The sequence below is a fragment of the Variovorax defluvii genome, assembly GCF_039541515.1.
In the GTDB taxonomy this organism is placed as follows: domain Bacteria; phylum Pseudomonadota; class Gammaproteobacteria; order Burkholderiales; family Burkholderiaceae_C; genus Variovorax; species Variovorax defluvii.
This window is the reverse complement of the sequence record NZ_BAABGJ010000060.1, coordinates 49624-62291: the sequence shown is the minus strand read 5'-3', so window position 1 is coordinate 62291 and position 12668 is coordinate 49624. Positions and strand designations below refer to the sequence as shown.

Genomic DNA, 12668 nt, shown 5'->3' with positions numbered 1-12668 from the left:
GCGGAACCGGCTTTGCCGGGCCGCTGGTGTTGCCCCCGGTGAGGGGGTTGGCGAAGCGACACGAAGTGCGCGAAGCCTGGGGGAGCGCGTCATTTCAGGGAACCAGCTTCCACTGGCCCTTCTCCATGCGCACCACCACCACGGCGCGCTGGTCCGAACCGTAGCGGTTGTCCGGCTTGAAGTTGTAGACGCCGTGCGTGCCCACCAGCTCCTTCGTGCTCACGATCGCGTCGCGCAGCGCGGTGCGGTAGGCGGGCGTACCGGGCTCGCCCTTGGTGCGCGAGGCCGCGTCGGCCAGCAGCAGGTAGGCGTCGTAGGTGTAGGAAGAAAATGCGTCGGTGGGCACCGCGCCGTGCACCTTCTGGTAGGCGCTGCGGAAGTTCATCGACACCTTCTTGATCGGGTTGTCGGCCGGCAGCTGGTCGGCTACCAGCACCGGGCCGCTGGGCACCTGCAGGCCTTCGATGGCGCTGCCGCCCACGCGCACGAAGTCGGCGTTGATCAGGCCGTGCGTGCCGTAGATCCCGCCCTTGTAGCCGCGCTCCTGCAGCGCGAGATAGGGCAGCGCGCCGGGCGTGCCGGAGTTGCCGGCGAAGACCGCATCGGGCCGGGCCGAGATGATCTTCAGCACCTGCCCCGCCACCGACGAATCGGTGCGCGCATAGCGCTCGTTGGCCACGACCTTGATGCCGGCCGGCTCTGCGCTCTTGACCAGCGAGTCGTAGGCCAGATCGCCCAGCGCATCGGAGAAGCCGATGAAGGCCACCGTCTTCACGCCCGACTTCTTCATGCGCTCGACGACACCGGCCACCATCAGCGGGAAGGGCTGCGAGACGGTCACGGTCCACGCGCCCTCCGGACCGGGAATGGTGACCGGCGTGGGCGAGATCAGCGGCGTATTGAGCTCGCGCGCCACGGCGGCGATCGCCATCGCATTGGGCACGCCGGAGCTGCCGATCAGCACGTCCACCTTGTCCTCCACCACCAGCTTGCGGGCGTTGCGGCCCGCGGTCGTGGGATCGGAGGCATCGTCCAGCACGATCAGCTCGACCTTGCGGCCGGCCAGCTGCGGATGCTCGGCGATGGCGGCGCGGATGCCCTTTTCGTAGGGGATGCCCAGTGCAGAGACCGGCCCCGACAGCGAGCTGATGAAGCCGATCTTCAGGTCGGCTGCGCTGGCATGGGCCGCGGCCAGGGCGATGGCCGTGAGGCCGACGAGACGTGCGATGTTGTTCATGTGGTTTTCAACGATGGATCAGGGGACCAGCTTCCATTGGCCTTTTTCGAGCTTCACGACCACGCGCGAGCGGTCGTCGGAGCCATAGCGGTCGTTGGGCTTGAAGTTGTAGACGCTGTGCGTGCCCACCAGCTCCTTGGTGCTGACGATCGAATCGCGCAGGGCCGAGCGGAAGGCCGGCGTGCCGGGCTCGCCCTTGGTGCGCTGGGCGGCGTCGAGGAAGAGCAGCCAGGCGTCGAAGGTGTAGGCCGAGAAGGCGTCGGTCGGCGCGGCACCGTTGGCTTTCTGGTAGGCGGCGCGGAACTCCATCGAGGTCTTGCGAATGGGGTTGGATTCCGGCAGCTGCTCTGCCACGATCACCGGCCCGGTCGGCGCCAGCAGGCCCTCGACCGCGTTGCCCCCCACGCGCACGAAGTCGGGGTTGATCAGCGCGTGCATGCCGTAGATCTGGCCCTTGTAGCCGCGCTCCTGCAGCGCGAGATAGGGCAGCGCGCCCGGCGTGCCCGAAGTGCCGGTGATCACCGCATCGGGCTTGAGCGCGACGATCTTCAGCACCTGGCCGGTGACCGAGGCGTCGGCGCGCGCATAGCGCTCGTTGCTCACCACCTTGATGCCGGCGCCCGGGGCGCTCTTGGTGAGCGCGTCATAGACCAGGTCGCCCCAGGCGTCGGAGAAGCCGATGTAGCCCACCGTCTTGACGCCGGACTTCTTCATCTGCTCGACCACCGCGCTGAGCATCAGCGGTGCGGGCTGCGGCAGCGTGACCATCCATGCGCCCTCCTCGCCCGGCAGGTTCGCGTTGGCGATGGAGATCAGCGGCGTCTTGGTCTCGCGCGCCACGGCGGCGATGGCCAATGCGCCAGGGGAACCGGCCGTGCCGATGATCACGTCGACCTTGTCCTCGTCGATCATCTTGCGCGCGTTGCGCGCGGCGGTGGACGGGTCGGACGCATCGTCGAGCTGCACCAGCTGGATCTTGCGGCCGTTGAGCTCCGACTTGTAGGCCAGCGCGGCCTTCATGCCCTTCTCGTAGGGAATGCCCAGCGAGGACACCGGCCCCGACAGCGAGGTGATGAAGCCGACCTTGTAGTCAGCCGCCCAGGCGGCGCCCGCGGCGCTCAAGGCGAAGGCAATGCCCGCGAGGGCGCAGATCCGGGTCGTGACTTTCATGACGATGCTCCTTGAGTTGAACGATTCCGCGAACGGGACTGGCCGCTGAACATGATTTATGAAATGTTTAGATCTAAACGATGCTAGCGAAGCAGGGCGGTGAAGACAAGGGAAACAACGAGAGGGTTTTCCTGTGTCCTGCCGCCGCGCGCACCTAAAGCGCGAGACTGCCCACGCTGGTGCCGCCGCACACGTACAGCACCTGCCCGGTGACGAAACTGTTGGCCGGGTCGGCGAAGAAACGCACGGCCCGTGCCACGTCGGCCGCCTCGCCGAGGCGCTTGACCGGTACCGAGGCCGCGAGCTGGCGCTCCTTGTCGCTGCCTGCCTCCACCACCTCGTGGAACATGTCGGTGCGGATGGGCCCGGGCGCCACCACGTTCACGGTGATGCCCTCCGGCGCGAGCTCCAGCGCCCAGGTGCGCGCCATGCCCAGCATGCCGGCCTTGGTGGCCGAATAGCTGGTGCGCGTGGCCAGGCCCACCGCGGCGCGCGAGGACAGCAGCACGATGCGGCCGAAGCCCTCGGCCCGCATCGCCGGCAGGGCCGCCTGCGCCAGTTGGATGGCACAGCCCAGGTGCAGTTCGACCAGCGCGTCGAGATCGTCGAGCTTCACCTCGGACAGCAGCGCCGGGCGGATCACGCCGGCGTTGTGCACGAGCGTGCGCACCTCGAAGCGCCTGGCCATTTCCTGCGCGGCCTGGGCCGTGGCAGCGCGGTCCATCAGGTCGACCTCGATGCTGTGAAGCTTGGGGTGGTCGATCTCGCAGCGGCGCCGCGCGAGCGACACCACTTCGTAGCCTTGCGCGAGCAGGTCCGCGCAGATCGCCTTGCCGATGCCGGCGCTGCCGCCGGTGACGGCGGCCACGGGATGCGTGAGGTTCATGGCTGCGCTCCGACCAGGGCGAGCACCCGCAGCGGACTGCCGCTGCCCTTCTCGATCTTCAAGGGCGGACAGATCAGCACCGCCCCGGTGGGCGGCAACTTGTCCAGGTTGCTCAGGCATTGCAGGCCGTAGCGGCCGGCACCGTGCATGAAGTAGTGGCAGGGATAGGGCGGCCGCAGGTGGTAGCCCTGGCCGGCATCGGTGCCGATCGCCTCGGAGCCGAAGCCCAGCACGTCGCGCTGCTCGACCAGGAAACGCACCGCCTCCGTGCTCGGGCCGGGCGTGTGCTGGCCGGTCTCGTCGAAGTTCTGGTAGGCCTCGGGGTCGGTGCGCTTCGACCAATCGGTGCGCATCAGCACCCAGGCCCCCCTGGGAATGCGGCCGTGCGCCGCCTCGAAGCGCTCGATGTCGTCCACCGTCATCAGATAGTCGGGATCGGCCGCGACCTCCTTCGCGCAGTCGATCACGCAGGCCGGCGCGACGAAGTGCTGGACGGGAATGGTGTCGACCGAGTTGTTCGGCAGGTCGCGGCCGGAGATCCAGTGGATCGGTGCATCGAAGTGCGTGCCGGTGTGCTCGCCGCAGGAGAAGTTGTTCCAGTACCAGCCGGGCCCGCGCTCGTCGTACTTCGACACCTCCTCGATGCGGAAGGGCCAGCACTGCCCCATCTCCGGCGGCAGTGCGATCTGCGGGAACTCGGGCGTGAGCGTCTGCGTGAGGTCGACCACGCGGATGCGGCCGCTGGCCAATGCACCCACCAGGCCGCCGAGGATCTCGGCGGTGGACATCAGTTCATCAGTCATCGTCATAAGGTGCTCCAATCTCTTTTTCAGGAACACCGCGGAACCGGCTTTGCCGGGCCGCTGGTGTTGCCCCCGGTGAGGGGGTTGGCGGACCACACGAAGTGGGGGAGCCTGGGGGAGAGCGTCATTTCTCCAGTTCACGCTCGAGCACCTTGGGGTTGTCCCGCCAGCGCTCCAGCCATTCCTGCGCCACGTCGCCGGGATACACATCCTCGACGCCGTCGCGCAGCGCTCTCACGATGGCATTGGCCAGCGCGGACGGCGCGAGCTTGGGCGGCGGCTGATGCTGGTTCCATTCATCGTCGATCGGCCCCGGGAACACGTTGATCACGCGGATGCCGGCCGGCCGCATCTCCGCGCGCAGGCATTGCGCGAGCGAATAGGCCGCCGCCTTGGAGGCGCTGAAGGTGCCGTGCGGCGGGTAGTTGGCCAGCGCGTAGATCGACAGCAGGTTGACCCAGGCGGTCGCGCCGGTCACGCCATCGGCCGAACGGCCCTTGAGCGCCGGCCCGAACTCCTGCGCCAGCCGCAGGAAGCCGAAGTAGTTGATATCCATCTCGGCTTTGGCCACATCCGTGCCGCGGCGCGCGCCGATGCCGAAGGTGCGGTGGACTTCGGCGTTGTTGATCACGATGTCGACCTTGCCGCCGATCTCGCCGGCCAGTTCGGTGACCGAGCGGCCGTTGGTCAGGTCCAGCGGCACCAGCGTCACCTGCGGCAGGGCCGTGATGTCCTCCAGGCCGCCCAGCTTCTTCCAGGGCTCGGCATGGCCGACCCAGACGATGTCGGCGCCGGCCTTCACCAGGGCACGCACGATGGCCTGGCCCACCTCGGTCTTGCCGTCGGTCACCAGGGCCTTGCGGAACTTGGGGTCGCTGGTCATCTCGCGCAGCATCTTGTCGTCGGCCATATGGGCACTTCCTTCCTTCGGGAATCCGATCAATACCGCCTGCCCCGCGCGGTCCAGCCGCGCGCCGACGCGAACGGGCGAGGGAGCGTCGCCGACCTCGCCGTGCAGGTGCACCATCAGCGTGGGGCCGCTGGCCAGGTGCACCAGGCCCAAGCGCCAGGGCAGGCGCTCGCGGAAGAACAGGTCGTTGCTGTGGTGCAGGGTGGTGGTGGCGAGCAGTTCGCCTTCGCCGCTCTGCGCGCGCCAGTGCAGGCGCGGCGACAGGCACTTGTGGCAGGCCTCGCGCGGCGGGTACTGCACGGTGCCGCAGTCCTCGCAGGTCTGCAACTCGAAGCGGCCCTCGGCCGCGGCGGCGGTCATGCCCAGCGCGACGCGGCCGCGCGAGCCTGGCGGAAGGTTCATCTGCCGCGTGCGCAGCACCGGGTTCTTGCGCTTGGGGCGCATCAGGGGCATGGTCATAGCGCCTCCGCCGGGCCGCCCCAAGGCAGGCGCGCGGCCCCCTCGGGGGGCAGTGCAGCCGCGCAGCGGCAAACGTGGGGGTCGTTCATTCCTGCCTCCCGAGGATGACGGCGCCGGTGCACAGGCAGCGGTCGTAGGTCACCATGCCGAAGCCTGCGACCAGGCCCAGCTTCGCATCGGGGACCATGCGCGGGCCGGCTGCATCGGTGAGCTGCCGGATCGCCTCGACCATGCCGAGGAATCCGCCCGCCGCGCCGGCCTGCCCGGCCGAGAGTTGCCCGCCGCTGGTGTTGTTGGGAAAGCTGCCGTCGAAGGTCATCGTGTGCGCGCGCACGAATGCCGGGCCCTCGCCCTTCTCGCAGAAGCCCAGGTCCTCGAAATGCATCATCACGATCACCGGGTAGTCGTCATAGGTCTGGACGAAGTCGAGCTCCGCGGGCTTCACGCCGGCCTGCGCGTAGAGATCGTCACGGTCCTTGCGCCAGCCGCCCCGCACCATCACCGGGTCCTCGGCGTAGGCGTTGTGGCGCTCGATGGCGCCGCGGATCACGACGTGGCGCAGGCCCAGGTCGCGGGCACGCGCCTCGCTCATCACGAGGAAGGCTTCGGCGCCGGCGCAAGGCATCACGCAGTCGAACAGGTGAATCGGGTCGGAGATCGGCCGCGCGCCCATGTACTCGTCGAGCGTGAGCGGCTTCTTGAACATCGCGTTCGGGTTGCCCAGCGCGTTGGTGCGCTGATCCACGGCGATGCGCCCGAAGTCCTCGCGCTTCGCGCCGAAGGTCCGCATGTAGTTGGCGGTGATCATCGCGAAGATGGAGTTCGGCCCGCCGGAGCCGTAGGGGTAGCTCGCATCGCGCGCGAAGTTGCTGAAGCTGCCCAGCGTCAGGCGGAACGAGTCGACGTGGTTGGTGTCGGCTCCCACGCAAGCCACGATGTCGGCATCGCCGGCCTGCACGGCACGGGCCGCGCGGCGCAGGCACATGACGCCCGAGGCGCCGCCGGTGGGCACGTGGTCCAGCCAGCGGGGCGACAGGCCCAGGTGCTGCGTCACGCCCACGGCGGTGTCGGGCGCCAGCGAGAAGCTGCTGAGGCTCAGGCCGTCGATCTCTTCCTTGCGCACGCCGCTGGCCTTGACCAGGGCCTCGAGGGCCTGGCCGACGAACCAGTGCGCGCTGCGCGTCGAGTAGCGCACGTAGGGCACCGTGACCGGCACGGCGACCGCGACGCCTTCGTAGGACTGGCGCGATCGCCTCATGGCTGCCTCTTCTTCATGGCCCGCGTGTCGACGCACCGGGCCTGCCCCGGCAGCGCATGGGCCAGCTCGCGCAGCTGGCCGCGCTGGATCTTCTGCGACGGCGTCAGCGGCAGCGCATCGACGAAGGCGACGTAGCCGGGCGCCTTGTAGTAGGCCAACTGGGCGAGCGTGTGCTCGACGATGCTGGCGGCGGCGCGTGCAGGGTCCGACGCGTCGGCGTCCTCGCGCAGGACGATGCAGGCCAGCACCTCGTCGCCGCGCACCGCATCGGGCGTGGCGGCGACGGCGGAGGCTTTCACGGCCGGATGCTGGTTGAGCACGCTCTCCACCTCCACCGCCGAAATGTTCTCTCCGCTGCGGCGGATCACGTTCTTCTTGCGGTCGACGAAGAAGAAGTTGCCTTCGGCATCGCGCCGCACCAGGTCGCCGGTGTGGAACCAGCCATCGGCCCAGGCCTCGCGCGTCGCCTCCTCGTCCTTCAGGTAGCCCGAGAAGAAATAGCGCCGTGGGTCCGCACCCGCGGAACGCACCAGCAGTTCGCCCGGCTGGTCGACCGCGGTGTCGCGGCCCTCGTCGTCCAGCAGCCGGACCTCCACGTAGTCCTGCGCACGGCCGAAGCAGCTCGTGCCCACCTGCCGCGGCTCGCGGTTGGCCATGATGCAGGCGCCGGCGCCGGTCTCGGTCATGGCCCAGGCCTCGACCAGCGGGAAGCCGAAGCGCGACTCGAATGGCGCGTGGTTCTTGCGGTCCACGCCGGCGCCGAAGCCCCAGCGGATCGCGTGGTCGCGATCGGCGGCGGATTCGGGCGCGGCCAGCAGCATCGCGGGCATCACGCCCAGGTAGTGGACGATGGTGGCGCGGCTTTCACGCGCGCTGGCCAGCCAGCTCTTCGGATGGAAGCGGTCCAGCTGCACCAGGCAGCCGCCGGCCGTCAGCACCACCATGGTGGAGAAGGCCATGGCGTTCATGTGGTTCAGCGGCAGCGGCGTGATGACGCGTTCGGCATCGGGCCGGATGGCGCAGACGCCATCGAGCGCGGCGTACCACTCGCCCGCGCGCAGGAAATACGCGTTGCTCAGGATGCAACCCTTGGGCCGGCCGGTGGTGCCGGAGGTGTAGAGCAGCGCGCATTCGGTGTCGTTGTCGATCGGCTCGTGCGCGCGGGGCGCGGGCGCCTTCGCGGTCGGCACCGCATCGTCGGGGCCCATCGTCTCGAAAGCGATGCCGGCCTGCGCCGCCGCCGCACGCAGATCGCCGGCGCGCTCGGGCAGCGTGACGGCCAGCGCGATCTCGCTGTGGCCGATCAGGTAGACCAGCTCCGCCGAGCGCATCTCGGCATTGATCGGCACCACGCTCACGCCCAGGGCATTGAGCGCGAGCCAGTGCAGCAGGAAGGCGGGCCGGTTCTCCAGCAGCAGGCCGACGCGGTGGCCATGGCCGTAGCCCGCGGCCGCGTAGTACTGGCGCAGGCGCTCGATCTGCGCTGAAGCCTCGCCCCAGCGGATTGCGCCGGGCTCGATGCCGTAGGCTTTCGCCGTCACCGATTCGGTGAACAGGAACTCCGCATCGGGCGTGCGTGCCGCCGTCGCGGCAAAGCATTGATGGACGGTGCTGTGCAGCATGGACGTCAGATGAAGAGTTGGACGGCCGGCAGCGCGGCGTCGCAGTTGAGCAGGTTGACGCGCTTGAGCGTCATTCGCAGCACGCCGTCGACCAGCGCCAAGTGGTGGAAGAAGGTGCCCACGTAGAACTGCAGCTCGTCGCCCTGCGCCTCGGTGTAGTGGAACTCGGTGCGCACGACGTAGGCATTGCCTTCTTCGTCGAACTGCTCCACCGTCGGCGTCTGCAGCAGGTGGTGGCAGCGGCTGGGCGGCTGCTGCGAGAAGGCGCGCGGGCTCTTCAGGCGCTCGATGCGCAGCTCGCGCAGCAGCTTGTCCTCGTACATGTGGGAGCAATGGTTGAGCCCATCCTCCTGGTCGGGCGCAGCGGGCACCCAGTAGTACGCATCGTCGGTGAAGAGCGCATTCCATTCCTCGTAGCGTTTGGCATCGAGCAGGCGCGACTCCTGCACCACGAAGTCGATCAGGTCCTGGCGGGTCGGGCTGGCCATCACATGGTCTCCGTCATGTAGCGCGCCCAGCTGCGGTACTGGTTGCGCATCGGCAGCTCGTTGGTGCCGCCGGTGGTGATCTCGCCGCCTTCCAGCTCCGCCGCGTCGTAGTTGCGGTGCAGGCTCACCCACTCGTTGCCGCTGGCATGCAGCCCGGCCTGGATGCCGCGGTAGGCCTGCAGGTCGTCGTGGCCCACCACCGAGAAGGGCGAGTTGATCAGCCTGTTGTACATGGCGGTGCGCTGCAGCAGCTCGGGCGGCGCACCCTTGAGGCGGAAGGTCCAGCTTTCGATGAGCGTCTTGTCGACGGAGATGGGCTTGACGACGCGGATCGCCTGGATGGCACCCTTGATGGTGAGGTTGGGGTAGTACACCGTGTTGTGCCGCGCCATGCCGAGAATCTGCGCGGTGCGCTCCTGGCCGTAGCGGGCCTTCATGGCCTGGTCGTATTCAGGGATGGCCGAGTAGGCGCTGTGGATGCTGAAGTTGACGCCGGTGAAGCTGTGGCCGTTGTCGTAAGTGCGGATGCCCATGTCGTCGAAGAACTTGTAGTCCGACATGAAGGGCACGAACTGCTCGACCGCCATCGGCTTGGGCGCATCGGCCGGCTTGTCGGCCCACATGCGCTTGGCGGTGCCGGCCGAGGACTCGTGCGCCACCATGGGATGCATCGTGTCGTTGAGGTTTTCGACGAACATCTTCCAGTTGCACTGGTGCACGAAGCGCAGGCAGCCGCCGGCGATCTCCAGTTCGCCCTCGGGCGAGCGGTCGGCCATGTTGTCGATGGAGCTGAGGGAGTCGCCGAAGTAGTCTTCGAAGTCCGGGCCGGCGTCGTTGATCTTGACGAAGATGAAGCCACGGTGGCTGCGCACGTTGGAAAGGGTGGTCAGTCCTTTCGACGCCTCGCATTCGTGGAGCCGCGTGCCCTCGTAGCCGTTCTTCAGCGGAATCGCGAGCAGCGAGCCATCGGTCTTGAAGGTCCAGGCGTGGTAGGGGCAGCGGAAGAACTTGCCGGTGTTGCCGCAGGGCGCGCTCACCAGGCGCGAGCCCTTGTGCGCGCAACGGTTCATCATGGCCCGCACCGTGCCGTCGGTGTGGCGCACCACGATCAGCGGGCGGCCGGCGATCTGCTCGCTCAGGTAGTCGCCGGCCTTGGGGATCTGGCTCTCGTGGCCGACGTAGTTCCAGGTGTTGGCGAAGAAGTGTTCCTGCTCCAGCTCGAACAGCTCCTGGCTGATGTACAGGTCACGGTGCACGCGGTCGTTCTGCACGAGGGCGCGCACCGCGTCGGGGTTGCCTCGGTAGGAAGTCATCGTGTTGTTCTCCTTCAGATGTCGAGCACCAGCCGCGGCCCCTTGGCGCGCGAGATGCAGATCTGCATGACGTTGCCCTCGGCCTTCTCGCGCGCGCTCAGCACGTAGTCGCGGTGGTCGATCTCGCCTTCCAGCACCGCCGTCGTGCACACGCCGCATTCGCCGCGCTTGCAGTCGAACATCGGGTCGCAGCCATGCTCGATCAGGCAGTCGAGGATGCTCTGATTCGCCGGCACCGTAAAGCGCTGGCCCGATTGCGCGAGCTCGACCTCGAAAGGCTGGTCGCCCTCTTCGACGACGGCCTCGGTGAAGAGCTCGAAGTGCACGCGGTCATGTTCCCAGCCACGGGCCTGGGTGCGGGCGAGCACGGCGTCGAGCATGACCTTCGGGCCGCAGACGTAGAGCCGGTCGCCGGGCGGCACGGCGTCCAGCACCGCATCGATGTCCAGCGGGCCGCCGGCCTCCGCGTCGGCATGCACGCGCAGGTCGTCGGCCAGCAGCGACTGCAGTTCGGGCAGGAAGGCCATCAGGTCGCGGCTGCGGCCGGCGTAGTGCAGGCGCACGCGCTCGCCCTCCGCGCGGCGGCGCGCGGCCATGCTGGCCAGCGGCGTGATGCCGATGCCGCCCGCCAGCAGCACGGTGCCGCCGGGGCCGGTGTGCAGGGGGAAGTCGTTCTTCGGCAGCTCGATGGTGACCGGGTCGCCGGGCTGAAGCCGCTCGTGCATGAAGCGCGAGCCGCCGCGGCCTTCGTCTTCCCTGCGCACGGCGATCACGTATTCGGTCGGTGCCACGGTGGCGTTGCGCTCGGTGGCGAAGTTGATCAGCGAGTAGTTCCGCCAGTCCTGTACGCCGCCGGGCAACTCGACCTGGATGCGGATGTGTGCGCCGGCGTCGAAGCCTGGCAAGGCGCGGCCGTCGTCGGCACGCAGGCGGAACTGGCGGATCAGCGGATTGAGCTGGCGCGCCTCGGCGACGCGCAGCTGCAGGGTGGCGGTCATGCTTCGTGTCTCCCGTGTCTCTGTCAGGCCAGTGCGTGGCGCGTCAGCGCCGCGCGCAGCTGGTGGCCATGCTCGTCGGCCAGCGCCGCATCGCGCAGCTCACGCAAGGTGGCGGGCGCGATGCGGGAGCCGGCGCGCTGGAAGGCGGCCATCAGCGTGTCGTAGTTGCGCAGGCCGCGCTCGTGGGTGTCGCTGTAGCCCTTGACCAGGCGCTGGCACTGGGCGAGTTCGACCGCCAGTTCCGGGTGCTGCGCGGCGGTCTCGGCGATGCGCCGCAGCCAGTCTTCGATGCGGCGGTTCTCGTCGGCGTAGCGGGTGGTGCTGCGGCGCCAGCGCCGGGCCGAGGCCACCAGGCGCAGCAGCAGGTAGCCGCGCAGGGAGCTGGTGCGGATCACGCGGCCCTTGCGGGTCATGCGCTCCACCAGCCGGCGCGGCGCGCCCGAGTTCGCGAGCCAGCGGCCGAGGCCGCCCGGCAGGGTTTCGCAGATCTCCTGCAACCGCGGGTGCATGTACTCCTCGATGGCCAGGAGCTGCCGGTCCTGCACGCCGGCCTCGCTGCGCACGCGCTCGAAGCGGGTGGCGCGGGTCTTGAGCGCGGCGACGCGGGCGGTGTCTTCGTAGGACATCCACAGCGCCAGGTGGCGCGCGGTCTCGCGCTGCAGGCGGTGCTCGCCGGCCTGTGGCAGTGCGGCGACGGCGGCCATGCGGTCGAGGTAGAGGCCCGCGTAGTCCGGGTCCTGGTAGTCGATGAGCCGGCGCACGCCCTCGAGCAGCACAGCGTGCAGCGGCGGCGCGAAGTCACGCTGCACGCGCTCGACCAGGGCGCGCACGGCCGGATGGCGCGGCCGCGGCGCGGCGGCGGGTGCTGCCACGCTGGGCTCGTCGGTGCTGCCGGCCTGGGCGCGCGCGAAGGCGGCATCGAAGGCCTTGAGGCTGGGCTTGACGCCCACGCCGCCACGCTCGATGGTGGCCTCGAACTGCGCACGGCTGAAGGGGAGCACGCCGGCGCCGGCCAGCGCGCCGAAGAGCACCGCGCTGATCACGCTGCCGGCCGCCTCGGCCGCCCGTGCCATGTCGAAGCGGATGAAGCGCTTCGCCGCGCGGCCGGCATGGGCCAGCAGCTCATCGCTGTCGACCCGGCCGTCGCCCATCGCGCTCTTCTCGGCGATGGAATAGACGCGGTGCGTGGAGGCGATCAGGGTGGTGCGGTCGGGCGTGACCAGCCCGCGCTGCACCGCGCGGCCGGCTTCCATCAGCTCGGAGGCGAGCACCAGGTCCACGTCACCGGGCAGCGGCATCAAGGCCAGGATGGGCCGGCCGCCATCGGCCGCGGCCTGGGCCTCGGGATAGAGCTCGACGTAGTAGATGGTGGCGCCGGTTCGCTGCGCCACGCCCGGCACCGAGGTGGTCTGCGCCACGTAGCCGTTGGCCTCGCCCAGGTCGACGATCCAGTCGGCCAGCACGCCGCCGCCCTCGCCGCCCATGGCCAGGATCGCAATCTTGATCGGTTGTGCTGGGGTCATC

The 12668-nt window shown here is 69.1% G+C and carries 11 protein-coding genes; all 11 read right to left on the bottom strand.

Features of this window, described 5'->3' with window-relative positions; genetic code table 11:
- Positions 1-94 precede the first annotated feature (94 nt).
- Positions 95-1237, bottom strand: coding sequence for an ABC transporter substrate-binding protein (locus ABEA07_RS18980; protein ID WP_345539781.1), 1143 nt, complete (start codon positions 1235-1237; stop codon positions 95-97).
- Positions 1238-1255: 18 nt separating this feature from the next.
- Positions 1256-2407: an ABC transporter substrate-binding protein gene (locus ABEA07_RS18975; RefSeq protein WP_345539779.1), complete on the bottom strand. Its 1152-nt coding sequence runs from the start codon at positions 2405-2407 to the stop codon at positions 1256-1258.
- A gap of 154 nt (positions 2408-2561) precedes the next feature.
- On the bottom strand, positions 2562-3293 hold the full coding sequence (locus ABEA07_RS18970) for an SDR family NAD(P)-dependent oxidoreductase (protein ID WP_345539778.1): 732 nt from the start codon (positions 3291-3293) through the stop codon (positions 2562-2564).
- Complete coding sequence (locus ABEA07_RS18965; RefSeq protein WP_345539777.1) at positions 3290-4102, bottom strand: cyclase family protein; 813 nt, start codon at positions 4100-4102, stop codon at positions 3290-3292. The genes ABEA07_RS18970 and ABEA07_RS18965 overlap by 4 nt, the downstream gene beginning before the upstream one ends.
- A 118-nt stretch (positions 4103-4220) precedes the next feature.
- Positions 4221-5465, bottom strand: coding sequence for an SDR family NAD(P)-dependent oxidoreductase (locus ABEA07_RS18960; protein ID WP_345539776.1), 1245 nt, complete (start codon positions 5463-5465; stop codon positions 4221-4223).
- 85 nt (positions 5466-5550) lie between these two features.
- Positions 5551-6723: a thiolase family protein gene (locus ABEA07_RS18955; RefSeq protein ID WP_345539775.1), complete on the bottom strand. Its 1173-nt coding sequence runs from the start codon at positions 6721-6723 to the stop codon at positions 5551-5553.
- Positions 6720-8345, bottom strand: a complete 1626-nt coding sequence (locus ABEA07_RS18950; RefSeq protein WP_345539774.1) for an AMP-binding protein — start codon at positions 8343-8345, stop codon at positions 6720-6722. The genes ABEA07_RS18955 and ABEA07_RS18950 overlap by 4 nt, the downstream gene beginning before the upstream one ends.
- A 5-nt stretch (positions 8346-8350) precedes the next feature.
- The gene (locus ABEA07_RS18945; RefSeq protein ID WP_345539773.1) at positions 8351-8833 is read right to left on the bottom strand and encodes an aromatic-ring-hydroxylating dioxygenase subunit beta; all 483 of its coding nucleotides are present in this window, start codon (positions 8831-8833) and stop codon (positions 8351-8353) included.
- Entirely contained in the window at positions 8833-10146 is a 1314-nt protein-coding gene (locus tag ABEA07_RS18940) for an aromatic ring-hydroxylating dioxygenase subunit alpha (RefSeq protein ID WP_345539772.1), read from the bottom strand. Before ABEA07_RS18940 ends, ABEA07_RS18945 begins: the two co-directional genes overlap by 1 nt.
- 14 nt (positions 10147-10160) lie before the next feature.
- Positions 10161-11144, bottom strand: coding sequence for a PDR/VanB family oxidoreductase (locus ABEA07_RS18935; protein WP_345539771.1), 984 nt, complete (start codon positions 11142-11144; stop codon positions 10161-10163).
- 23 nt (positions 11145-11167) lie between these two features.
- Positions 11168-12667, bottom strand: a complete 1500-nt coding sequence (locus ABEA07_RS18930) for an indolepyruvate oxidoreductase subunit beta family protein (RefSeq protein ID WP_345539770.1) — start codon at positions 12665-12667, stop codon at positions 11168-11170.
- Position 12668: the final 1 nt, after the last annotated feature.

What these genes read in the sequence shown, in the direction of transcription:
- ABEA07_RS18980 (WP_345539781.1), bottom strand. Translation starts at nt 1,237, where the DNA reads ATGAACAACATCGCACGTCTCGTCGGCCTCACGGCCATCGCCCTGGCC.
- ABEA07_RS18975 (WP_345539779.1), bottom strand. Translation starts at nt 2,407, where the DNA reads ATGAAAGTCACGACCCGGATCTGCGCCCTCGCGGGCATTGCCTTCGCC.
- ABEA07_RS18970 (WP_345539778.1), bottom strand. Translation starts at nt 3,293, where the DNA reads ATGAACCTCACGCATCCCGTGGCCGCCGTCACCGGCGGCAGCGCCGGC.
- ABEA07_RS18965 (WP_345539777.1), bottom strand. Translation starts at nt 4,102, where the DNA reads ATGACGATGACTGATGAACTGATGTCCACCGCCGAGATCCTCGGCGGC.
- ABEA07_RS18960 (WP_345539776.1), bottom strand. Translation starts at nt 5,465, where the DNA reads ATGACCATGCCCCTGATGCGCCCCAAGCGCAAGAACCCGGTGCTGCGC.
- ABEA07_RS18955 (WP_345539775.1), bottom strand. Translation starts at nt 6,723, where the DNA reads ATGAGGCGATCGCGCCAGTCCTACGAAGGCGTCGCGGTCGCCGTGCCG.
- ABEA07_RS18950 (WP_345539774.1), bottom strand. Translation starts at nt 8,345, where the DNA reads ATGCTGCACAGCACCGTCCATCAATGCTTTGCCGCGACGGCGGCACGC.
- ABEA07_RS18945 (WP_345539773.1), bottom strand. Translation starts at nt 8,833, where the DNA reads ATGGCCAGCCCGACCCGCCAGGACCTGATCGACTTCGTGGTGCAGGAG.
- ABEA07_RS18940 (WP_345539772.1), bottom strand. Translation starts at nt 10,146, where the DNA reads ATGACTTCCTACCGAGGCAACCCCGACGCGGTGCGCGCCCTCGTGCAG.
- ABEA07_RS18935 (WP_345539771.1), bottom strand. Translation starts at nt 11,144, where the DNA reads ATGACCGCCACCCTGCAGCTGCGCGTCGCCGAGGCGCGCCAGCTCAAT.
- ABEA07_RS18930 (WP_345539770.1), bottom strand. Translation starts at nt 12,667, where the DNA reads ATGACCCCAGCACAACCGATCAAGATTGCGATCCTGGCCATGGGCGGC.